The organism is Flavobacteriales bacterium (assembly GCA_025210295.1).
Lineage (GTDB): Bacteria > Bacteroidota > Bacteroidia > Flavobacteriales_D > Parvicellaceae > S010-51.
In genome coordinates this window covers 140,485-161,016 of record JAOASC010000015.1, presented here as the reverse complement: position 1 = coordinate 161,016, position 20,532 = coordinate 140,485, and the positions used below count along the sequence as shown (strand labels likewise).

General features: G+C 34.1%; 19 protein-coding genes. 5 read left to right on the top strand and 14 right to left on the bottom strand.

All coding sequences use genetic code 11. The features are described from left to right. Positions 1 to 5: 5 nt before the first annotated feature. The gene (locus tag N4A35_02575) at positions 6 to 1,013 is read left to right on the top strand and encodes an OmpA family protein (protein ID MCT4580276.1); all 1,008 of its coding nucleotides are present in this window, start codon (positions 6 to 8) and stop codon (positions 1,011 to 1,013) included. Positions 1,014 to 1,050: 37 nt separating this feature from the next. Continuing rightward, positions 1,051 to 1,497, top strand: coding sequence for a hypothetical protein (locus N4A35_02570; protein ID MCT4580275.1), 447 nt, complete (start codon positions 1,051 to 1,053; stop codon positions 1,495 to 1,497). Positions 1,498 to 1,510: 13 nt separating this feature from the next. On the opposite strand, the gene truB is transcribed toward N4A35_02570, so the two are convergent. From truB to N4A35_02520, 10 genes are all read right to left on the bottom strand, one after another. Continuing rightward, a complete protein-coding gene (truB, locus tag N4A35_02565) occupies positions 1,511 to 2,230 on the bottom strand; it encodes a tRNA pseudouridine(55) synthase TruB (protein ID MCT4580274.1) in 720 nt (239 codons plus the stop codon). 3 nt (positions 2,231 to 2,233) lie between these two features. Beyond that, positions 2,234 to 3,028, bottom strand: coding sequence for an undecaprenyl-diphosphate phosphatase (locus N4A35_02560; GenBank protein MCT4580273.1), 795 nt, complete (start codon positions 3,026 to 3,028; stop codon positions 2,234 to 2,236). 9 nt (positions 3,029 to 3,037) lie between these two features. Then, on the bottom strand, positions 3,038 to 3,298 hold the full coding sequence (locus N4A35_02555) for a DUF3098 domain-containing protein (GenBank protein MCT4580272.1): 261 nt from the start codon (positions 3,296 to 3,298) through the stop codon (positions 3,038 to 3,040). Positions 3,299 to 3,310: 12 nt separating this feature from the next. Further along, a complete protein-coding gene (locus N4A35_02550; GenBank protein MCT4580271.1) occupies positions 3,311 to 4,204 on the bottom strand; it encodes a permease-like cell division protein FtsX in 894 nt (297 codons plus the stop codon). Between the two features lie 77 nt (positions 4,205 to 4,281). Continuing rightward, the gene (locus tag N4A35_02545) at positions 4,282 to 6,450 is read right to left on the bottom strand and encodes a hypothetical protein (protein MCT4580270.1); all 2,169 of its coding nucleotides are present in this window, start codon (positions 6,448 to 6,450) and stop codon (positions 4,282 to 4,284) included. Positions 6,451 to 6,459: 9 nt separating this feature from the next. Beyond that, positions 6,460 to 7,881 (bottom strand): aldehyde dehydrogenase family protein, encoded by a 1,422-nt coding sequence (locus N4A35_02540; GenBank protein MCT4580269.1) that lies wholly within the window; start codon positions 7,879 to 7,881, stop codon positions 6,460 to 6,462. A gap of 10 nt (positions 7,882 to 7,891) precedes the next feature. Further along, the gene (locus N4A35_02535; protein MCT4580268.1) at positions 7,892 to 9,697 is read right to left on the bottom strand and encodes a Na+ dependent nucleoside transporter; all 1,806 of its coding nucleotides are present in this window, start codon (positions 9,695 to 9,697) and stop codon (positions 7,892 to 7,894) included. 35 nt (positions 9,698 to 9,732) lie between these two features. Next, positions 9,733 to 10,326 carry a DUF151 domain-containing protein gene (locus tag N4A35_02530; protein ID MCT4580267.1) on the bottom strand — a complete coding sequence of 198 codons (594 nt, stop codon included), beginning with the start codon at positions 10,324 to 10,326 and terminating at the stop codon, positions 9,733 to 9,735. Positions 10,327 to 10,515: 189 nt separating this feature from the next. Continuing rightward, entirely contained in the window at positions 10,516 to 11,454 is a 939-nt protein-coding gene (locus N4A35_02525; protein MCT4580266.1) for an electron transfer flavoprotein subunit alpha/FixB family protein, read from the bottom strand. A 3-nt stretch (positions 11,455 to 11,457) separates the two neighbouring features. Beyond that, the gene (locus N4A35_02520) at positions 11,458 to 12,198 is read right to left on the bottom strand and encodes an electron transfer flavoprotein subunit beta/FixA family protein (protein MCT4580265.1); all 741 of its coding nucleotides are present in this window, start codon (positions 12,196 to 12,198) and stop codon (positions 11,458 to 11,460) included. A 155-nt stretch (positions 12,199 to 12,353) separates the two neighbouring features. Between N4A35_02520 and N4A35_02515 the strand changes: the two genes are divergently transcribed. Both N4A35_02515 and N4A35_02510 read left to right on the top strand, forming a co-directional pair. Further along, positions 12,354 to 13,364 carry a pyruvate dehydrogenase complex E1 component subunit beta gene (locus N4A35_02515; protein ID MCT4580264.1) on the top strand — a complete coding sequence of 337 codons (1,011 nt, stop codon included), beginning with the start codon at positions 12,354 to 12,356 and terminating at the stop codon, positions 13,362 to 13,364. Between the two features lie 32 nt (positions 13,365 to 13,396). Further along, on the top strand, positions 13,397 to 14,011 hold the full coding sequence (locus tag N4A35_02510) for a deoxynucleoside kinase (GenBank protein MCT4580263.1): 615 nt from the start codon (positions 13,397 to 13,399) through the stop codon (positions 14,009 to 14,011). Between the two features lie 56 nt (positions 14,012 to 14,067). Here N4A35_02510 and N4A35_02505 read toward each other — a convergent pair whose 3' ends face one another. The 3 genes from N4A35_02505 to N4A35_02495 form a co-directional block, all read right to left on the bottom strand. Continuing rightward, entirely contained in the window at positions 14,068 to 14,826 is a 759-nt protein-coding gene (locus N4A35_02505; protein MCT4580262.1) for an OmpA family protein, read from the bottom strand. A gap of 131 nt (positions 14,827 to 14,957) precedes the next feature. Continuing rightward, the gene (locus tag N4A35_02500; protein ID MCT4580261.1) at positions 14,958 to 15,725 is read right to left on the bottom strand and encodes an OmpA family protein; all 768 of its coding nucleotides are present in this window, start codon (positions 15,723 to 15,725) and stop codon (positions 14,958 to 14,960) included. 134 nt (positions 15,726 to 15,859) lie between these two features. After that, a complete protein-coding gene (locus N4A35_02495; GenBank protein ID MCT4580260.1) occupies positions 15,860 to 16,681 on the bottom strand; it encodes a mechanosensitive ion channel in 822 nt (273 codons plus the stop codon). Positions 16,682 to 16,799: 118 nt separating this feature from the next. Here N4A35_02495 and uvrA point away from each other — a divergent pair, with 118 nt between their 5' ends. Further along, complete coding sequence (gene uvrA / locus N4A35_02490; protein MCT4580259.1) at positions 16,800 to 19,616, top strand: excinuclease ABC subunit UvrA; 2,817 nt, start codon at positions 16,800 to 16,802, stop codon at positions 19,614 to 19,616. Here uvrA and N4A35_02485 read toward each other — a convergent pair. Next, complete coding sequence (locus N4A35_02485) at positions 19,611 to 20,489, bottom strand: hypothetical protein (GenBank protein ID MCT4580258.1); 879 nt, start codon at positions 20,487 to 20,489, stop codon at positions 19,611 to 19,613. The genes uvrA and N4A35_02485 overlap by 6 nt on opposite strands. Positions 20,490 to 20,532: the final 43 nt, after the last annotated feature.

The following is a 20,532-nucleotide window of genomic DNA, read 5'->3' as shown; positions in this document are numbered from 1 at the left end:
AAAGAATGAATAAATTAACCGTTTTAGTAGCAGTTTCTTTAGCTACAATTACTGCTTGTGTACCTGCAAGAAAATTTGAAGAATTAGAAAAGAAAGAGGCTGCTTGTTCTGATGAATTAAAGAGTGTAAAGGCCCAAAACTTAGGTTATGAAACCGAAAATGCTGAGTTAAAATCTAAGATAGATGTGCTCGATAAAAGTGTTGGTAGACTAAAGTCTGATACGACCCTTTTAGGTAAATCTTTAAGAATGAAAGAGCGTCAATATGATAAAATTGATGCCCTGAATATGAGAATTCAAAAACAATTAGAAGATTTACAACGCGGAAGTACAATTGAAAATCAACGTTTGATGAATGATTTAAATGCAACACGTCTTGAGTTGCAACGTAAAGAAGATGAATTAAACCGATTGGAAAAAGAATTAAAGCTTTTAGAGGCTCAATTAAACAAAAAAGAAGCTACTTTAAATCAACTATCTGCTGACTTAAAGAGTAGAGAACAACGTGTTAAAGAATTAGAAGATTTAATAGCGAGTAAAGATGCAGCCGTAAATGCATTAAAAGATAAAGTAGCTGCAGCGTTATTAGGTTTCAAAGACAAAGGACTAACTGTAGAACAAAAAAATGGAAGAGTATATGTTAGTATGGAAGCAAAGTTACTGTTCCCATCTGGAAGTACTAAAATTAATACAGAAGGAAAGTCTGCTCTAATTTCTTTAGCGAAAGTTTTACAAGACCAACAAGATTTAGAAGTATTGGTAGAAGGACATACTGATACTGATAAAATGAACGCTTCTACACACCCTAAGAACAACTGGGAATTAAGTGTGTTGAGAGCAACAAGTGTTGTAGAAATTATGTTAGGAAATTCGAGTATCAACCCTGCAACAATCTCAGCAGCTGGACGAAGTCAATATTTACCAGTTGATCCAAATGATAAAGCTAAGAACAGAAGAATTGAAGTGATTTTGATTCCTAACTTAGATGAGTTGTTTGAGATTATTTCTAAGTAATCAAAACAAAGTATTCTAGAGATCTATTGGGGTTAATATGGAGTTTAATTCTTTAGATGACTTAGTAAAAGTGCATTTAAGAGCGTATCTTTTAAGAACTCAAAAACTTTGGAAATTATATAATTTATCTGTTGATAATTGGGTAATACAAAATCCGAATCATAATGGAATTCCAAGGTCAGGATCTTTTAATGATGTTGGTATAACAAGATTTTTAAGACACGGTTTTGGCATTCGAATAGAATGTGAAAATGAAATTGTTGAATTTGATTTTATAGCTCGTTATATTGATGTAGAAGAGTTTTTAGATATTGAAGAAATTGATATTTACTGGTCTTATAATCACTATAGAAGTTTAAATTCAACAACCTCTATTACTCACGAACAATGGCTAAAGGCTGTAGAACTTCTCAATAAAAAAGGAGATGTAAAAATGTTTTCAAGAAATAGATGTGCTTTCTATGGTTTTAAATTAAAGGAATAAATTTAATTTAACATCACAACTCCAAATCACCTACTTCACATTCATTGATTTCTTTTTGCCAATACTCAATACTTTGTGCATTTTGAATGTCAAATGCTCCAGAAGCTTCTCTATGGAGTTTAGTCAAGTGCCCACCGGAATTTAGTGCTTTACCTATATCGCGTGCTAGAGAACGAATATAGGTGCCTTTAGAGCTTTTAACATAGAAATGAATTTCATGGTTCTCTTTTAAGGCTAATTCCAATTCAAAAATTGTAATCTTATTGGGTTTTAGCTCAATATTCTCTCCTTTCCTAGCGGCATTATACGCTCTTTTACCGTTAACCTTTTTAGCAGAAAATATAGGAGGAACTTGATCTTGCTCACCTAAAAATTGAAGTTTAATTTCATCAATTAAAGCTTGCGTAATATGGGCCGTTTCAAAAGTGTTGTCAATAGCCGTTTCTAAGTCATAAGATGGAGTAGTAGCCCCCAATTGAATAATTCCAGTGTAAACCTTAACATCATTGATAAAAGAAGTAATCTCTTTGGTTTTCCTTCCTGTACAAATTACCAACAATCCCGTCGCTAAAGGGTCCAAAGTTCCTGCATGACCAACTTTTAAGCGTTTGATATTGTATTTCTTTTTAAGTGGGTATCTTAATTTATTGACTACATCAAAAGACGTCCATTCTAAAGGTTTGTTTACTAATAGGATTTCTCCTTTTCTAAAATTATAGATTTTAGATGCCATAAACTATGCGTTAAATTGCCAAATAATAGCTGTAATACCCGCTATAAAACAGTAGAATGAGAAATAAGCTAATTTACTCTTCTTTACAAGAGAAATCATCCAAGTACAAGCAAATAATCCAGTGATAAATGCAGCAACAAAACCAATACCTAATGCCGAAGTATTCACATTGGAAAGGGTAAAATCATCACTTAAAACATCTTTAGCTATTTTCCCAAAAATTAGCGGAACAACCATTAAAAAAGAAAAACGAGCTGCTTTTTCTCTATCAATCCCCATTAATACAGATGTAGATATCGTAGCTCCAGATCTAGATATTCCTGGAAGAATTGCTATAGCTTGCGAAATTCCAATGATTAAAGCTCCTATGTATGAAACGTCTTTATTCGTGTTTTTAGCTCTATCGGCTAAGAATAGTAAGCCTCCAGTTAAGATTAGCATAACCCCAACCAATAGTATCTGTCCATTAAAAAAAGATTCGATGATGTCGTCAAATAGCACACCAACAATAGCTGCTGGTATCATAGAAATAACAATCTTAATTGAAAATTGAAACTCTTCATTCCATTTAAAAGCTAATAATCCTTTAAAGATTTGAAAAAGATCCTTTCTAAAAATAACCACCGTACTTAAAGCTGTTGCAAAGTGCAGAACAACAGTCATCAACATACTTTCTTTGGGAATAGCATCACTTCCTAAAAAAGCTTTAGCTAATTCCAGGTGTCCACTACTACTTACGGGTAAAAACTCTGTTAAACCTTGTATAATACCAAGGATAATCGCTGATAAAGTATCCATTCAGTATAATTATTCTTCAGTAGAATTTGAAGTAGGTTCACTCTGCTTAGGACGCTTTAGAATAGCATATAATACAATACCAAAGCCTGTCATCACCACAAAAGGAGCTAGGGTTATTCTTCTAAAAGAGAACAGTTCCTCTTCAATAAAGACATTGACATCTTCAGAACCGCCACCTTCCATTAAGAAGAAGCCGATTACGGTTATAATTAATCCAATTAATATGTATTTGTAATTCTCTACTGGAATTGCTAGTCTGTTATTCGACATGGTCTATGTTATTTAAAAAAGTTTATCGGTTTTTATCCAAAGATATTTATTTAAAGCAAAAAATGTAGAAATATAACTGATAAGAATACCTGATATAATCATTCCTCCAAAAATATAGCCTATTAGAAGCATTTCTTGGTCAAAAATAGCTACAGATGCCGTAATACTTTCTATGGATTGTGGATTGAACTCAGCAAGTAAATATCCTGCTCCAAGCAGTAATAAAATACCTATAAAAGCAGAAATAATCCCTTGAATAATTGAGGAACGTAAAAATGGTCTCCTTATAAAGGAAGATTTAGCTCCTACTAATTGCATCGTACGAATTAAAAAACGTTTAGAAAATACCGCTAATCGAATAGTGTTGTTAATCAACAATATTGCTATGATTAGTAGTAAAAGTGCAGCGATTAATAAGAAGATTTTCAGCTTATTAAACGATTGTCCAATTTCTAAAAAGTGGGCTTGATTATAAAATACTTCATCAATAATGTATTCGTTTTTAGCCAATAAAGTTTCTTTAAAAACAGCAGCAGAGTCTTTGTTGACATAAGCTGTACCAAGATTAACAACAATCAGCTGTTTTAAAGGATTTACACCATCTATAATTTCAAAAACATCTTCTCCCTGTTGTTCCATAAGAATTGCCTTGGCCGAATCCTTTGAAATATAGTTTGCCGCAATTACAGCTGGCATGGATAATAATTCTTTTTCAAGTTTTCTAACATCAATCTCTCGAGCATCATCTCTAAAATAGACATCAACAACCAACTGCTGTTTGATTTCTTTAGCTGCTGAATTAGTGATAGCCAATACATAAGCTAAAAGTCCTAATAAGAATAGCAATAAAGACATTCCTAATACCGTAGAAACTTCAGTTGTCTTTATTTTACCAGTTGTCCTCACTTTTTACTTGAATTTTATTTTGCGAATGTACTATTTTAGAACAGAATAATGAAAAACAATGGGTTAAAAATTGTTATTTAAAAGCCAATAGCAAACCAATTAATATTACCTGTACTAACGCTGGTATCATGGTCTCCAGCTATTTGGCATCCAGTATTACTTACATTTCTAACAACAGTAGCTACTGTTCCACTGATTGCCGCATTTCGATGAATAGTAGCTTGAACGTTTCTACAGGCATTTGGAAAAGCAATAGGAAAAGTAACCGTGTTAAAAGATTGGTTTAAAGGAACACTGGTAATTGTTCCCCATTGCATAATCATACCAGAGGGCAAAATACTAAAACCATTAACCCCACTATTAAAAGTTGAGGTTTTTTTATAGATATTTCCACTAGCATCAGCATATAGAGGAGCAGCAGCAGACGAAGAAGTTGTAGGAATATTTCTAATTCTAGCATTACCATTCACATCTAAAGTGCTGGATGGTCCTGTAATGCCTAATCCCACTCTATTTGTGCCGGCATCTACAAATAGCATTGCTGAGTTATTGTTTGATTCTACTCTAAAATTTCTGTCTAACCCCTGTTCATTGAAGACAAATTGAGAGTTGGCATCTAAGTCAACAGAAGGCACTCCATTTTCATAAATTCTTAACCTCCCATCATCCCCATCGTCTATGAGCGACATCAAGTTGGTACCGCCAGTAGTTCCATCTCTCCAATAAGCATCATCACCGAAGAAAGTAAGCCCATTGTCAGCAACTTGAAAGTGACTTACCCCTGCATCTTGAACGGTAAAATCACCTGTGCCATTAAGGTTAAAGGTCATTCCAAAGTTACCATTTGTTATTGTCGTGTTTTGAACTAAAGCTCCCCCTAATTGGATTCTATCCGCTCCAGCGTTAACTGTAATTCCATTATTAGCAGCAGCATTAATCGTTAAAGCTCCATTTGTACCTCCGCCCGTTAATCCAACGCCAGCAGTTACCCCTGTAATATCACCATTAAAAGCACTTAGGTTAACATTATTCCCACTGCTAATACTCAAAGTCGTTCCACTTAAAGAAAGGTTTTGTAACTCATTGGTAACCGAGCCATCGACCTCAGTAAAAGAAGTCAGATACCCATTGTTATTAGCATAAGCATCCACTTGAGCTTCAGTTAATTGAGTGTCGTCATCAGTAAATGATCCTCCACCATTACTCAACGTAACAGTACTTCCAGATTTTGAAATGGTTTGTAACTCATTGGTAACAGAGCCATCCACTTCGGTAAAAGATGTTAAATAGCCATTGTTATTAGCATAAGCATCTACTTGAGCTTCGGTTAATTGAGTATCATCATCAGTAAAAGAACCGCCTCCATTACTCAATGTAACAGTACTTCCTGATTTTGAAATGGTTTGAATTTCATTGGTTGGATCACTGTCAGCATCATTAACATTGTCTGTTAGTGTGACATTATTTCCGTTACTAATTGTTAACGTATTTCCAGATAAAGAAAGCGTTTGCGCATCAGTATTGTCTAAATACGGACTTAAATCTATTGCAGTGGGAGTGGAGTTGTTGGTAATGGTTAAGTTATTTCCTGTTAAGTTTAAATCCTGAATTTCATTTTGAGGATCGGCATCAGCATCACTCAACGAACTTAAATCAACAAATACACCATTACCATTTTCGTAGATGGTTAGGGTAGTACCTGTAAGTGTCACACTATCAACATCTGTATCAATGGAATCTCTTAAATTGTTGATGAAGGTCGTGTTGCTTAATAAAGTATCAGCATTATTATATAGTAATGTTGTTACACTATCAATAAAAGAACTGCTTGAAAATAAGGTGTCAGCATTATTGATGATATTATTAACAGCACTATCAGTTAGTGGAGTTAAATCAACATTGGCAGGATTTCCATTTTCAATAAAAGTAGTTAATGTAAGTCCATTCAATGTTAAACTGTCAATGTTTTGATTGTCTGTTCCTAAGCCAGCACCACCACTAATAATAGAAACAAAATCAGCAGGGTTAATGTATTTAACAATACCTGTAGTTGTATTAATCATTAAAAGCGAAGTGTCTCCAACAGCATAGGCTTGTACGCCATCAATACGCAAGGGATTATCTCCAAGGTTAACAGGAGAAACATGAAGCGAATTGGTAGGGTTGGCTTGGTTGATTCCAATATTTTGAGAAAAAGCAACTACAAAGGTTGCTGTCGTAAGTAATAGTAGTACAAAATATTTCATAATTGTTGTTTACTCATACCAAGTAATATACTTGATAATTAGGTTTTTAATTGCATTATATTTTGGGTAGATTAATTGTGAGGTAGTCAATTTCTTTCTTTGTTTTAAGACAGCTCGTTGATTGGTAAACTCTAGAAAACCAAAATAGCCGTGAGCTTTTCCCATTCCAGACATTCCAATACCTCCAAAAGGTAAATTTGGGTGAGCAAATTGAATTGTGGTATCGTTAATTACTGTTGTTCCTGCGGAAGTATTTCTTATAATTTTTTGTTGTGTACGCTTTGAATTAGAGAAAATATAAAGTGCTAAAGCAGGTTCTACTGCATTGATTATTTTTAGAGCTTCATCCAAGTTTCTGTATTCTAAAATAGGCAAAACAGGTCCAAATATTTCTTCCTGAAAAATGGGAGAATCAGTAGATTTGATGGTTAAAATAGTAGGGGAAAGGTAGTTTTCCTCTGCATCTCTGTGATTTCCAAAAACAATACTGCCATCAGCTGAGAGTGTGTGATCTACAAGCTTACATATTCTTTGGAAATGTTTGTGGTTAACTACTCTTGCTATAGCGGGATTAGCCTTTATTTCTTTGGGGTAGTTTCCATACATTTCTACAAATTCATACTTAAGTTCATTGATAAAAGCTTCTTTTACTTCTGCATCAATTAATAGATAATTTGGAGAGACACAGGACTGTCCATTGTTAAAGAACTTTCCCCAAGCTAGCTTTTTTGCAGTAGCTCTTAAGTTGGTGTTTTTGGTAATAATTGCTGCATTTCTTCCTCCTAGTTCTAATGTCACAGAAGTGAGGTGTTTAGCAGCTTTTTGCATGATGATTTTTCCAACTTGTGGACTTCCTGTAAAGAAAATATGGTTCCAAGGTAATTCTAATAATGCTTGGGTTTCTTCTATTCCTCCAGTAATAACAGCAACCTCTTTTTTATCAAAAATAGCCTCGATCATTTGCTGGATCAACTTTTCAGTATGAGGTGTCATTTCTGATGGTTTCAGCACAATAGTATTACCAGCAGCAATTGCTGAGATAACTGGTCCAATGGCCAACATAAAAGGAAAGTTCCATGGCGCGATGACTAGCGTTACTCCTTTAGGTTCTTTAACAATTTTTGCTCGAGTTCCAATTAACGTTAGTGGAGTTCCTACGCGTTGAGGTTGATGCCAATCACGAAGTTTTTTTAAGGCAGTATTAATTTCTCCAATTACAGGTTTAATTTCAGATATAGCGACTTCTTGAGGCGACTTTTTAAAGTCTTTATAAAGCGCTTTTTTAATTAAGTCTGGGTGTTTTTTGATCCACTTTTTAATTTTCAGTAACCGTTCTTTTCTAGCGTATAAACGTTCCTGTTGTAAAACAGATTGAAAATGCTGTTTTTGGAGCTTAAAAAGATCGGAATAATCAAAACTTTGTGGACTCATAATGTTAGGTTTAGTACATCATTCCTACAACAACTGCCGTTAATAAACATGCAACAGTTCCGCCAACCAAAGAACGCATTCCCAGTTGAGATAATAATCCTTTTTTACTAGGAATCAATGCTCCAATACCTCCAATTTGAATTCCAATAGAAGCAAAATTGGCAAAGCCACATAACATATAAGTACTCATGATTACTGATTTTTCAGATAATACACCAGCGTTTTTCATTTCTCCAAGTTTGATATACCCAACAAACTCGTTAACAACTGTCTTTGTTCCTAATAGTTCTCCAACATAAATAGATTCAGACCAATCAATTCCCATAACCCAAACAATAGGTCTTCCTATATATCCTAAAATTAATTCAAAAGAAAGTACTGAATATTGTGTGTTGGCAGCAATCCAATCATTGATTCCTCCAAATCCACCAATCCATCCTAAAATTCCATTACCTAGCGCCATTAAGGAAATAAAAACTAACAACATCGCACCAACATTGACTGCTAGTTTTAAGCCATCAGAAGTACCATTTGAAATAGCTTCTAATGCATTGGTACCAATTTTATCTTTAGAAATAGAAAGGTCTGTATTAATTTGTTCTGTTTCAGGAACTAAAATTTTGGCGGCTACAATAGCTGCTGGAGCGGAAATTATGGATGCCGTTAATAAGTGTTTGGCAAAAAAGACACGTTGTTCAGGATCGTCCCCTCCAAGAAAACCAATATAAGAAGCAAGTACCCCTCCAGCAATGGTTGCCATTCCTCCGGTCATTAAACACATAATTTCAGATTTGGTCATCTTACCTAAATAAGGTTTGACTAATAATGGAGACTCTGTTTGTCCTAAAAATACATTACCTGCTGCAGCTAAACTTTCTGCACCTGAAAGGCGCATGATTTTTTTCATGACCCAAGCAAATACGTAAACGATTTTTTGTAATATTCCCCAGTAATATAATAAGCTCATTAATGCTGAGAAAAAGATAATAGTTGGTAAGATTTTAAAAGCAAAGTTTAAAAGCGGAGACTGTATCTTTCCTATGCCAAATTGACCAAATAAAAAGTCAACGCCATAATTGGTATATTCAATTAAACCAACAAAGCCTTTACTAACTCTTTCAAAACCGTATTCTATCCAACCAACTTTTAGAACAAGTACAGCTATGATTAATTGAAATAAAAGTCCAGTTCCGACTAATCTCCAGTCAATAGCCCCTCTGTTGGTACTAAATAACCAAGCTATAAGCACCAAAAAGAACATCCCAATTAATCCCCTGATAATAGAAGAGAAAGTAAAACTTGGTTCAGCTTGAGGTTTTGATTTTTTTATATGGAATACAGAAGTCTCTTCACCAGATTTTAGATGTAATTGTCCTTCGCTACTTTCGGTGATCTCGAAATTTAATAGCGCAACTTTTTGTTCTAATTGCCCATTTTTATTAGACATAAAGTGATTGCCATCTGCGTAAAATTTGATTTCTCTATTCGAAGAATCTAGTTCGATAAAGGCTGAATCCACCTTAATTGAAAAGTTATCAGCAAGTGGGTATAGTGTTAATGTCTCATTGGTTAATTCCCAAGTTCCTTTGGTAGTGTCTGTAGGATCTTCTCCTAAATTAAAAGCGTAACTACCATTAGCATTTATTTTTAAAAAATAGCTGTTGGTATCAAAAGGAGTGTGTGTAGCATCTGTATAGACGGTCTCGGCTAATTTCCACTCAGCAACAATACGCTCTTTTAGACTTTGACTAAAAGAGAGGGGGACACTAATAATTAAAAAGATTAAAACAAGTAATGATTGATATAGGTACTTCATAATGTTCTTAAAAATATTAGTGAGATTAGAAAGGATTATTTGTTCTCTCTCTTATTTATTTCGTCTCTAATTCTAGATGCTGTTTCGTAATCTTCTTGTTCAATAGCATCGTTTAGTTGGGTGTTTAACTCTTCAGTAGATAATGTCTCTATAGTCTCGTTAGGACTTTCCTCTTCTAAAACAAGTTCTTCATTTTCAGAGTCATCAGAATAATTGTCATCTTCTAGAACAATACCAGCTGTTTTTAATACAAATTCATAAGTGTAAATAGGGGAGTTAAAACGAACAGCTAGAGCAATGGCATCTGAAGTTCTAGAGTCTAACTCTATTTCTTTTCCATTTTGTTCACAAATGAGTTTTGCAAAGAAAATGCCTTCAACTAAATTATAAATAATAATCTCATTGATATGAATATCAAATTGTTCTGCAAAATTTTTAAATAAATCGTGTGTTAACGGACGACTTGGAGCCATTTTTTCTAGCTCAATAGCTATGGCTTGAGCTTCAAACCCTCCGATAATAATGGGTAATCTCCTTTTTCCTTTTTCCTCACCTAAAACGAGCGCATAAGCTCCAGATTGTGTTTGACTATAAGATAGCCCAACGATATTTAATTTTACTTTTTCCATAAATAGGGATTCGAGTTTAATCCACTCAAGTTATCTCTAGATACGAAAATAATAATATTTTGTTGGCTGTATGCCTTTCTTTTCATTTTGTTTTAAAAATTGACTGTTAGTTAATAACAATTTAGCGAATAAAAAAACGCCCTATTAGAATTTAATAGGACGTTTTAATGAATTTATAACTACAAAATTTTATTGAGCAGCTTTAAACTTTTTGATCGCTTCATTTAACTTTGGTAATACCTCAAAAGCATCTCCAACAATTCCATAGTCAGCAGCTTTAAAGAAAGGAGCTTCACTATCAGTGTTAATTACCACAATAGTTTTACTACCATTTACACCTGCTAAGTGCTGAATAGCACCAGAAATACCAGCAGCAATATATAAGTTAGGACGAATTGCCAAACCTGTTTGCCCAACATGTTCGTGGTGAGGTCTCCAACCAATATCAGCAACTGGTCTAGAACAAGCAGTTGTTGCTCCTAAGGTTTCAGCTAAATCTTCAACCATTCCCCAGTTTTCAGGTCCTTTTAATCCTCTACCAGCAGAAACAACTAATTCAGCTTCTGGTAATGGAACACCTTCTCCTTGAGATTTTAATTCTTTTACTGTGATTCCTGCAGTTCCTAAATCGTATGAAACTTCAGAAATTTCAGCACTTCCTCCAACTTTTTCTGGTGAAAAAGAGTTGGGTAATAAAGAAACAACTTTTTTATCTGAGTTGATTTTTACGTTAGCAAATGCTTTTCCTGAAAATACATTTGTTTTTACAACAAAACCTGCGTCAGTTTTAGGGTAATCTATAGCTCCAGAAGCATGTCCTGCATTTAATGCAGCAGCAACTCTTGGTGCAATAGCTTTTCCTGTTTGATCTTGAGAGAAGATTACCACTTCAGCTCCAGTTTCGGCTACAGCTGCAGCAACTAATTTTGTGGCTTGTTGGTCGTTTGCAACGCTCAATCCTTTATGTACTAAAACTTTTTTAGCACCATATTCTCCTAATACAGAAGCATCAACATCTCCATAAGTTACAGCAGTAACATCTCCAATTTTACTTCCATAAGAAACAGCTTCTAAACCTGCTTTAGAAACGTTTCCATTTTTTGATTCTACAAATACTATTACTGACATATCTTATAAAACTTTTGCTTCGTTATGTAATAAATCTACTAATTCGTCCATGTTGTCTGCATCGATATACTTACAAGCTGATTTAGCTGGTGGTAGTTCGTATGAAACAACTTCTGTAAGTGCTTCAGAACCTGATGGAGCAACGACATTTAAAGGCTTAGTTCTAGCTGCCATAATTCCTCTCATGTTAGGAATTCTTTGTTCAGCCATACCTTTAGCAGCACTCAATACAAATGGAGTGTTCACTTCAATAACTTCTGATCCTCCAGCAACATCTCTTTCTAAAGTAGCAACATTCCCAGCAACATCTAATTTTTCAGCTAAAGAAACGTAAGGCTGATTTAAAAACTCAGCAATCATTCCTCCTAATTGAGCTCCATTGTAGTTAATAGTTTCTTTTCCTGTTAAAACAATGTCAAACCCATTGTCTTTTGCATAATCAGCAATTTGTTTTGCAACAAAGTAAGAATCTGTTGGTTCTGCATCAATTCTTACTGCATCATTTGCTCCAATTGCTAATGCTTTTCTTATTGTTGGATCATCAGCTGCTGTACCTACAGTGATGGTTGTTACTGTACCTCCGTTAGCTTCAACTAATTCTAAAGCTCTAACTAATGCATACCACTCATCATAAGGATTTACAATGTATTGAACACCGTTTTCATCAAACTTGGTGTCTCCATCAGTAAATGCAATCTTAGATGTAGTATCTGGTGCTTTACTGATACAAACTAATAATTTCATAATTTTACTTGATTAATGTTAATATATATTGATCAATGTGATCGTTTAGTTTTTTAATTCTCTCAAAAGTAATAAAAAAAAATGTTATGCACGCATACTTTATTTAAATATTTACTTTTCATCATTGGAAGTTTTTTATTTCAAACAGAAAGACTATTTTTGTTAACCTAAAACGCAACAATTACATGAAAGAAATTCAATTCAGAGAAGCCCTAAGAGAAGGGATGAGCGAAGAAATGAGAAGAGACGAAAATGTCTTTTTAATGGGAGAGGAAGTAGCAGAATACAATGGTGCTTATAAAGTTTCCCAGGGAATGTTAGATGAATTTGGTCCTAAAAGAGTTATAGATACTCCTATTGCTGAGCTTGGTTTTGCTGGTATTGCTGTTGGAGCTTCTATGAATGGGTTAAGGCCAATTGTTGAGTTCATGACATGGAACTTTGCTATTCTTGCAGCAGATCAAATTATTAACAGTGCAGCGAAAATGTTGCAAATGAGCGGAGGACAATATAGCTGTCCTATCGTCTTCAGAGGAGGTAATGGTACTGCTGGACAATTAGCAGCAACGCATTCACAAAGTTTTGAATCATTTTATGCGCATGTACCAGGACTAAAAGTGGTAACTCCATCCAATCCTTATGATGCTAAAGGGTTAATGAAATCTGCCATTAGAGATAATGATCCTGTATTAATCATGGAGTCAGAAAAAATGTATGGAGATAAAGGAGAGGTTCCAGAGAATGAATACCTTATTCCTATCGGAAAAGCTGCGGTAAAACGTAAAGGTTCAGATGTTACTATCGTCTCTTTTGGTAAGGTTATCAAAGTTGCTTACGAAGCTGCGGAGGTATTAGCTAAAGACGGTATTGAGTGCGAAATTATAGATTTGAGAACTATTCGCCCAATTGATTATCCAACAATCATAGAGTCTGTTAAGAAAACAAACCGTTGTGTAGTGTTGGAAGAAAGCTGGCCAATTGCTTCAATGTCAAGTGAATTAGCATACCATATCCAACGTTATGCTTTCGATTATTTAGATGCGCCTGTACATAGAGTTACACAAACAGATACTCCATTTGCTTTTGCTCAACCTTTAATTGATGAAGCATTACCAAATATTAAAAAGTTAATTGAAGCGATAAAAAGTACGCTTTACGTTAGCTAATTAGGAAATTAACTTATAAAAAGAATATCAACATGCATATTGCTATTGCTGGAAATATAGGAGCTGGAAAGACAACATTAACCAATCTTTTGGCAAAACATTATAATTGGAAACCTCACTTTGAAGATGTTGAGGAGAATCCTTATTTATTGGATTTTTATGATGAAATGCAACGTTGGTCTTTTAACCTGCAAGTATATTACTTAAATAGTCGATTTACTCAAATTCAAGATATTAAGCAAAGTTCTGAAACAATTATACAGGATAGAACCATTTATGAGGATGCTTTTATTTTTGCTCCTAACTTACATGCGATGGGATTGATGACTACGAGAGATTTTGAGAATTATTTCTCATTATTTAACTTGTTAGAGTCATTTATATCTGCACCAGATTTATTAATTTATTTAAGAGCTGGAGTGCCTAAGTTGGTTCAAAATATCCAAAGTAGAGGGAGAGATTATGAAGAAAGTATTCGTATCGATTATTTGAAACGTTTAAATGAACGTTATGAGGCTTGGATTTCAACTTATGATAAAGGTAAGTTATTGATTATAGATGTTGAAGAAAACAACTTTAGAGATAACCCAGAGGATTTAGGAAACATTATTCAAGCGATTGATGCTGAGTTACACGGTTTATTCTAAAAAGAAATTAAATAGTATTTAAAAAGCCTAAAACAAATTTGTTTTAGGCTTTTTTATTAAAGTACATACTCAAATTCAACTCTTCTATTTTGATAAAATAAACTTTGATCTGTATCATTATATACAGGCTGTGAAGATCCATGTCCAACTGTAATAATACGTTCTGATTGAATCCCTTGATTAATGAGGTGCTTTTTAACAGCTTCAGCTCTTTTGACGGATAATGAGTTGTTGTTGGCTTCATTTCCCTTTTTATCACTGTGGCCATGAATGACAACTTTTACATCAGGATATTTTTTAAAAATGGAAATTAGTTTATCAATGTTTTTATAGTGCTTGCTTGAAATTCTATAACTCGCTGTTTCAAAGTATAAATCTTCTATTTGAAATAACGTGTTGAGGTAATCTGTTGGAGGCAAAGCTTCTTCCCAATGAACCAATTCAGTAGGCATATTACTCGTATCTAATTCATTCCAAGCTTTTGTTTTACTGTCTTTCGAAAGTGTTAGCGGAGAAAAAATCAAAGCACCAGCAAAAAGATCTTTAACCACCCATTTGTTGTTTCGCTTACTTTCTATTTTAAATGTTCGTGGTAAATAAGAAAGCTTGGCATAAGTTACTGCGTGCTCTTTTGTTATATCTAAGTCGTAAGATATTGGAGATTTACCAATGTATTTTCCATCAACCAAAACGTGGCAACTATCTTGTTGTAAGTTAAAGTCTACTTTTTGGGTTAACTCTTTTTTAGCCATCGAAGCACAACTGGTGTAAAGTGTTCCAATAGTTATCGTTGCATAAATGATTGTTTTATTCATGATTTAGTATAATTTGGGGCGTATACTACAAAGTTAACAATAATATTAAGGAGCTATAAGGAAAAGGATAAAAACAAAAAAACTCGTTACCAAGCTAGATAACGAGTTTTTTAATTAAGGTTTTTGATCAATTAAAGTTTGTATTCAAATTCAACTCTTCTGTTGTATTTGTATGCTTCTTCATTATCTTCATTAATTACTGGTAAGCTAGGTCCGTGTCCTTCTGGAGCTAAACGCTCTGTAGCTACACCTTTACTAATTAAGTATTCTTTTACAGAGTTTGCTCTATCGTTCGATAGTTTTTGGTTTAGGTCAGCACTTCCTGTTTTATCAGTATGTCCGTGAATTCCTAACTTGATTTCTTTGTAAGTATTTAGAATACCAGCTAACTTATCTAAGTTCGTATAAGAAGCTGTTTTAATTTTTGCGCTTCCTGTTTCAAAATATAAATCTTCAATTTGGAACAGTTGGTTTAAGTAATCAGCTGGGTTTTCTACTTTACTCCAGTGCGTTAACGATTTTGGAATCGTTCTGTCGTCAACACCTTTCCAAGCTCCAGTTACATGATCTACAAAGAAAGTTATAGGTGCACCAATTCCTGCTCCTAAGAATAAATCTCTTACTACCCATTTTTTTAGAACTTTACTTTCAACATTAAATGTCTTAGAAAGGTAAGTTTTCTTTAAATAAGTTACTTCATACTTCTCTTTTGGCTTTACCTCTAAAACTACAGGAGATTTTCCTTTGTATTCACCATTTACAAAAACTAATGCTCCTTTTTGCTCAGGATCTAAAGTTACAGATTGCCCTTTGCGGTGTTGTTTAGCTAATGTTGCACAACTTCCAAAAACTAAAGCCGCTCCAGCGATTAACAAAGTACTTTTGACTATTCTTTTCATTTTAATTAATTATTATTTAATAATATAAGTTTATACTTAAGTTTGTTTTAATTCGACGCAAATATAATTAGAAGCTTTAAATAAGAAAATGATAAATCTCTTACTTTTTAACTACACTTTTTTTATATCTGCTATTAAGCTTGTGTAATTACACGTTGTTGGAATGGAGCTTTAAAGCCATTCTCTCCTAATTGTTTTTTGATTTCTCCTCTTAACCCCCAAAATACATCCCAGTAGTCTTCTACTGTACAGTATGGTAACGCAACAAAGTGTACAGCGCTATCACCTAATTCTGTTATATAAACAGATGGAGCTGGTGTTTGCAATACTTTGTCCGAATTCTTTAAAATATTCATGACAATTTCCTGAGCCTTGTCTTGGTCAGCGTCGTAGCGAATAGCAAAGGGAATGTCAGCTCTAATGTTTCCAATTTTAGAATAATTGACAATTTTTGATGCAGTAATTGTTCCATTAGGAATAATGGCAGTTTTATTTTGGAAAGTGTTGATGATTGTTACAAAAACTGAGATTTCCTGAACAAAACCAAGTTCTCCATCAACTTCAATTAAATCGCCAACTTTAAAAGGTTTAAAGATTAATAACATTACGCCAGAAGCTAAATGTCCTAAAGAGCCTTGTAATGCCATACCAATAGCTAAACCAGCCGCAGCAATTAATGCTGAAAAAGCTGCAATTGGTATTCCAACAACACCTGCAATTGAAATAAATAACATTGCTTTCATAGAGAAAGCCAATAATGTTAATAAGAAAGGCCTAAGGGTCTCGTCAATGTGTTTGGTCTCAAATAATTTTGAAACTCCTTTCATGACCATCCTGATGATCCAAAGTCCAATGATTAAAGCAATTAAAGCACCTAATAATTTAGGAGCCCATTGACCGATTCCTTCCATAGCTCCACCTAAAAAACCAGATAGTGCATTTGTAATAGTTTCCATAATAATTGTATTTAAATTCGACGCAATCTATATTTTTATAGCTGTATAGACAAAGATTCTTTAAGGTTTGAAGTTATAGAAATGTTAAAGATGTTATTTTTGATGAAAATTGTTCGAAATGGCATCAAATTCATTTAAAAATAAATCGCATCACAGTCATATTTTGATTAAAGGAGCTCGTGTTCATAACTTAAAAAACATCGATGTTGCTATTCCTCGAAATAAAATGACAGTCATTACTGGGCTTTCTGGTTCTGGAAAGTCTTCCCTGGCTTTTGATACATTATACGCTGAGGGGCAACGTAGGTATGTAGAGAGTTTGAGTTCTTATGCTCGACAGTTTTTAGGTAAATTAGATAAACCAGATGTAGATGGTATCCGGGGAATAGCTCCTGCAATTGCCATTGAGCAAAAAGTAAATAGTAGTAATACACGTTCTACTGTAGGCACTTCTACTGAGATATACGATTATTTAAAGTTGTTATTTGCACGAATTGGAAAAACGTACTCTCCTGTTTCTGGTAAGCAAGTTAAAAAGGAACGTGTTGCTGATGTTGTCAAATACATAGCGTCTTTTGAGGATAAAGAAAAATATGTGATTGCTTGTCGAATCGCTCCGCCAAAGGGAAGACCGTTTTTAAAACAACTAGAGATTTTAATTGATCAAGGTTTTTCGCGTCTTATTGTTGAGCAAAAAATTGAAAGAATTGATGCGTTGTTGGATAAAACGGAAAAAGAATTAGTCGCATTAGCGCCACAATTGCTAATAGATCGTTTAATGAAAAGAGAATTAGACGATGAAGCCAGAGCTAGAATTGCAGAGTCAACAGAAACAGCATTTTTAGAGGGTGAAGGGGAATGTACCATTATTCGTTTTGGAGAAAAAGTAATTGAACGTAAGTTTTCTAATAAGTTTGAATTGGATGGAATGACATTTACTGAACCATCTGTCAACTTTTTTACATTTAATAATCCTATTGGGGCTTGTCCTACTTGTGAGGGATTTGGAAATGTGTTGGGAATTGATAAGGATTTAGTAATTCCAGATAAAAGCTTGTCGATTTATGAGGGTGCAATCGCTTGTTGGAGAGGAGAAAAGATGAAAGTGTGGAACGAAGCCTTAGTGATGAATGCACATCGTTTTGATTTTCCTATTCATAAACCTTTTAATGAATTAACTGCTGAACAAGTTGATTTGTTATGGAAAGGAAATGATTATTTTGGAGGTTTAGATTTATTCTTTAAAGATGTTGAAGCTCAATTGTATAAAATTCAATACCGTGTAATGTTGAGTCGTTACAGAGGGAAAACAGCTTGTCCTGATTGTAAAGGTTCTCGTTTGCGTAAGGATGCTAATTATGTAAAAGTTGGAGGATATTCAATTACAGAAATAGCAGCTTCTAGTATTGATGAAGCGAAAATAATGATGCAGGGGCTGGAATTGGATGAGTATGATCAAACAATCGCAAAACAAATTCTTATTGAAATCAATTCTCGACTAGCTTTTTTAAGTGATGTGGGATTAGGATACTTGTCGTTAAGCAGAATGTCGAATACACTTTCTGGAGGAGAATCTCAACGTATTAATTTGGCAACTTCTTTAGGAAGTAGTTTGGTTGGATCAATGTATATTCTTGATGAGCCAAGTATTGGTTTGCACCCTCGTGATACCCTTAGACTATTAAAGGTGTTAAAATCATTAAAAGCTTTAGGCAATACTGTTGTTATTGTAGAGCATGAAGAAGAAGTGATGAAAGCCGCTGACGAAATTATTGATATGGGACCTATGGCTGGTTCTTTTGGTGGAGAAGTAGTGTTTCAAGGAGATCACAAAGCGTTGATTGATGGTGATCGAAGTTTAACAGCTAAGTATTTAACGAATAAACTGGAAATACCTGTCCCAAAAAATCGAAAAAAATGGAGTAAAAGTATTGTGGTCGAAGGAGCGCAAGAGAACAACTTAAAAAACATTACAGTAGAATTACCATTAGAATGCTTAACGGTTATAACAGGGGTAAGTGGTAGTGGAAAATCGACATTGATTAAACAAATTGTATATCCTGCATTGAAGAAGATCCATGGAGGAACAGCAGATAAAACTGGTGCTTTTAAAGGATTAAGTGGAGACCTTAAAGCAATTACTGAGATTGAGTTTGTAGATCAAAATCCTATTGGAAAAAGTTCACGATCGAACCCAACGACTTATGTCAAGGCGTATGATGATATTCGAGCATTGTTTGCACAGCAACAACTGTCTAAAATTAACGGTTATCAACCCAAACATTTTAGTTTTAATGTAGAAGGTGGGCGTTGCGATGCTTGTGAAGGAGAGGGGGTGACCACCGTTTCTATGCAGTTTATGGCAGATGTACATTTAGAGTGCGAGGTCTGTAATGGAAAACGCTTTAAAGAAGACATTTTAGAAGTTCGTTATAATGGAAAAAATATTCATGATATTTTAACCATGACTGTGGATGATGCTATTGATTTTTTTGCACAAAATTTAGATCGTATAGAACAAAAAATTATTACCAAAATTAAACCATTACAAGATGTAGGATTGGGATATGTTCAATTAGGACAGTCTAGTAATACATTGAGTGGAGGAGAAGCACAACGTATTAAATTGGCTTCGTTTTTATCGAAGAAAAATGCCAAAAATAAAACGCTTTTTATTTTTGATGAACCAACTACAGGTTTGCACTTTCATGATATCGATAAATTGTTAACAGCCATTTATTCTCTAATTGATTTAGGCCATTCGGTAATGATTATCGAACACAATACAGAAGTCATTAAATGTGCCGATTGGGTGATTGATTTAGGCCCTGAAGGTGGTGCAAATGGAGGTGATTTAGTTTTTGCAGGAACACCTGAAAATTTAGTCAAAGAGAAAAAATCGTATACAGGACAATACTTAAAGGAGAAGTTATAATTCAAGATACTTCTCCAAAAGACTTTTTACAGACTCAGAAGTTGCTACTTTACTGATTTTTTGACGAGTAACTTCATCTAAGTTTTCTAGTATAGCTTTTTCTACGGCTAATAGAGGTTTTTCATCAGGTGGCTCTGGAAATATATTTTGTTCTTTAAACAATTTTCTTGTGACGGTTGCTACTTCATGTGCTCCATGATAGTTCTGTTCTTGTTCCAATAAATAAGCTAATGCGATTAAACCATAAGCGTCCTGTGGTGCTTCTCCTTTAGGAGTAGCAAGTAGGTAGTATTTGTTGATCAGTGTTCTCGCTTCAGAATAATTTCCTTTGGCGATTGAAACAAAGGATTTATTAAAGTGATCGATAGTGTACATTCCTGTCGCTCCTATTTTAAAGCTGATGTCCATACTTTCGTTATAAAAAGCTTCAGCTTTGTCCATGTTTCCAATTAAACGCCACATTTCTGCATTCATGTGTGCCCTGTACATCATCCATTTTTGATTTCCTGTTGCTTCACTTAATGTTACTAATTCAGCACTTAATTCAGCTAAACGTAAAGTATCTAATTTTCGTTGTGCATTACGACACAATGAGGTCAACGCTTGTCCAACTAAGGTGTCGTTCTTTGTTGTTCGTCCTATGGCTAAGACTTCATTCGCCAGTTCAATGGATTTTTGATCATTTCCCTCTTTAAATAATTGATAAGCTTGTTTTAACTTTTCTTGTGGATCAATTGCAGGAATTGAATCGATTATTTCTGAAGCTATTTTTGGTTCTTCTGTAACGATTTCTTGTTGTTCTTTATTACTAGAATTACAGCTGATAAATCCAAAGGTAGAGAAGATGATAAAAATTGAGGTGAATTTTGCCATAGCAATTTATTTTAAGCAAAGATAAGACTCTTTTGTTAGCTAA

Bases quoted from the DNA above. Each gene is read 5' to 3' on its own strand.
- N4A35_02575 (MCT4580276.1), top strand. From the start codon at position 6: ATGAATAAATTAACCGTTTTAGTAGCAGTTTCTTTAGCTACAATTACT.
- N4A35_02570 (MCT4580275.1), top strand. From the start codon at position 1,051: ATGGAGTTTAATTCTTTAGATGACTTAGTAAAAGTGCATTTAAGAGCG.
- truB (MCT4580274.1), bottom strand. From the start codon at position 2,230: ATGGCATCTAAAATCTATAATTTTAGAAAAGGAGAAATCCTATTAGTA.
- N4A35_02560 (MCT4580273.1), bottom strand. From the start codon at position 3,028: ATGGATACTTTATCAGCGATTATCCTTGGTATTATACAAGGTTTAACA.
- N4A35_02555 (MCT4580272.1), bottom strand. From the start codon at position 3,298: ATGTCGAATAACAGACTAGCAATTCCAGTAGAGAATTACAAATACATA.
- N4A35_02545 (MCT4580270.1), bottom strand. From the start codon at position 6,450: ATGAAATATTTTGTACTACTATTACTTACGACAGCAACCTTTGTAGTT.
- N4A35_02540 (MCT4580269.1), bottom strand. From the start codon at position 7,881: ATGAGTCCACAAAGTTTTGATTATTCCGATCTTTTTAAGCTCCAAAAA.
- N4A35_02535 (MCT4580268.1), bottom strand. From the start codon at position 9,697: ATGAAGTACCTATATCAATCATTACTTGTTTTAATCTTTTTAATTATT.
- N4A35_02530 (MCT4580267.1), bottom strand. From the start codon at position 10,326: ATGGAAAAAGTAAAATTAAATATCGTTGGGCTATCTTATAGTCAAACA.
- N4A35_02525 (MCT4580266.1), bottom strand. From the start codon at position 11,454: ATGTCAGTAATAGTATTTGTAGAATCAAAAAATGGAAACGTTTCTAAA.
- N4A35_02520 (MCT4580265.1), bottom strand. From the start codon at position 12,198: ATGAAATTATTAGTTTGTATCAGTAAAGCACCAGATACTACATCTAAG.
- N4A35_02510 (MCT4580263.1), top strand. From the start codon at position 13,397: ATGCATATTGCTATTGCTGGAAATATAGGAGCTGGAAAGACAACATTA.
- N4A35_02505 (MCT4580262.1), bottom strand. From the start codon at position 14,826: ATGAATAAAACAATCATTTATGCAACGATAACTATTGGAACACTTTAC.
- N4A35_02500 (MCT4580261.1), bottom strand. From the start codon at position 15,725: ATGAAAAGAATAGTCAAAAGTACTTTGTTAATCGCTGGAGCGGCTTTA.
- N4A35_02495 (MCT4580260.1), bottom strand. From the start codon at position 16,681: ATGGAAACTATTACAAATGCACTATCTGGTTTTTTAGGTGGAGCTATG.
- uvrA (MCT4580259.1), top strand. From the start codon at position 16,800: ATGGCATCAAATTCATTTAAAAATAAATCGCATCACAGTCATATTTTG.
- N4A35_02485 (MCT4580258.1), bottom strand. From the start codon at position 20,489: ATGGCAAAATTCACCTCAATTTTTATCATCTTCTCTACCTTTGGATTT.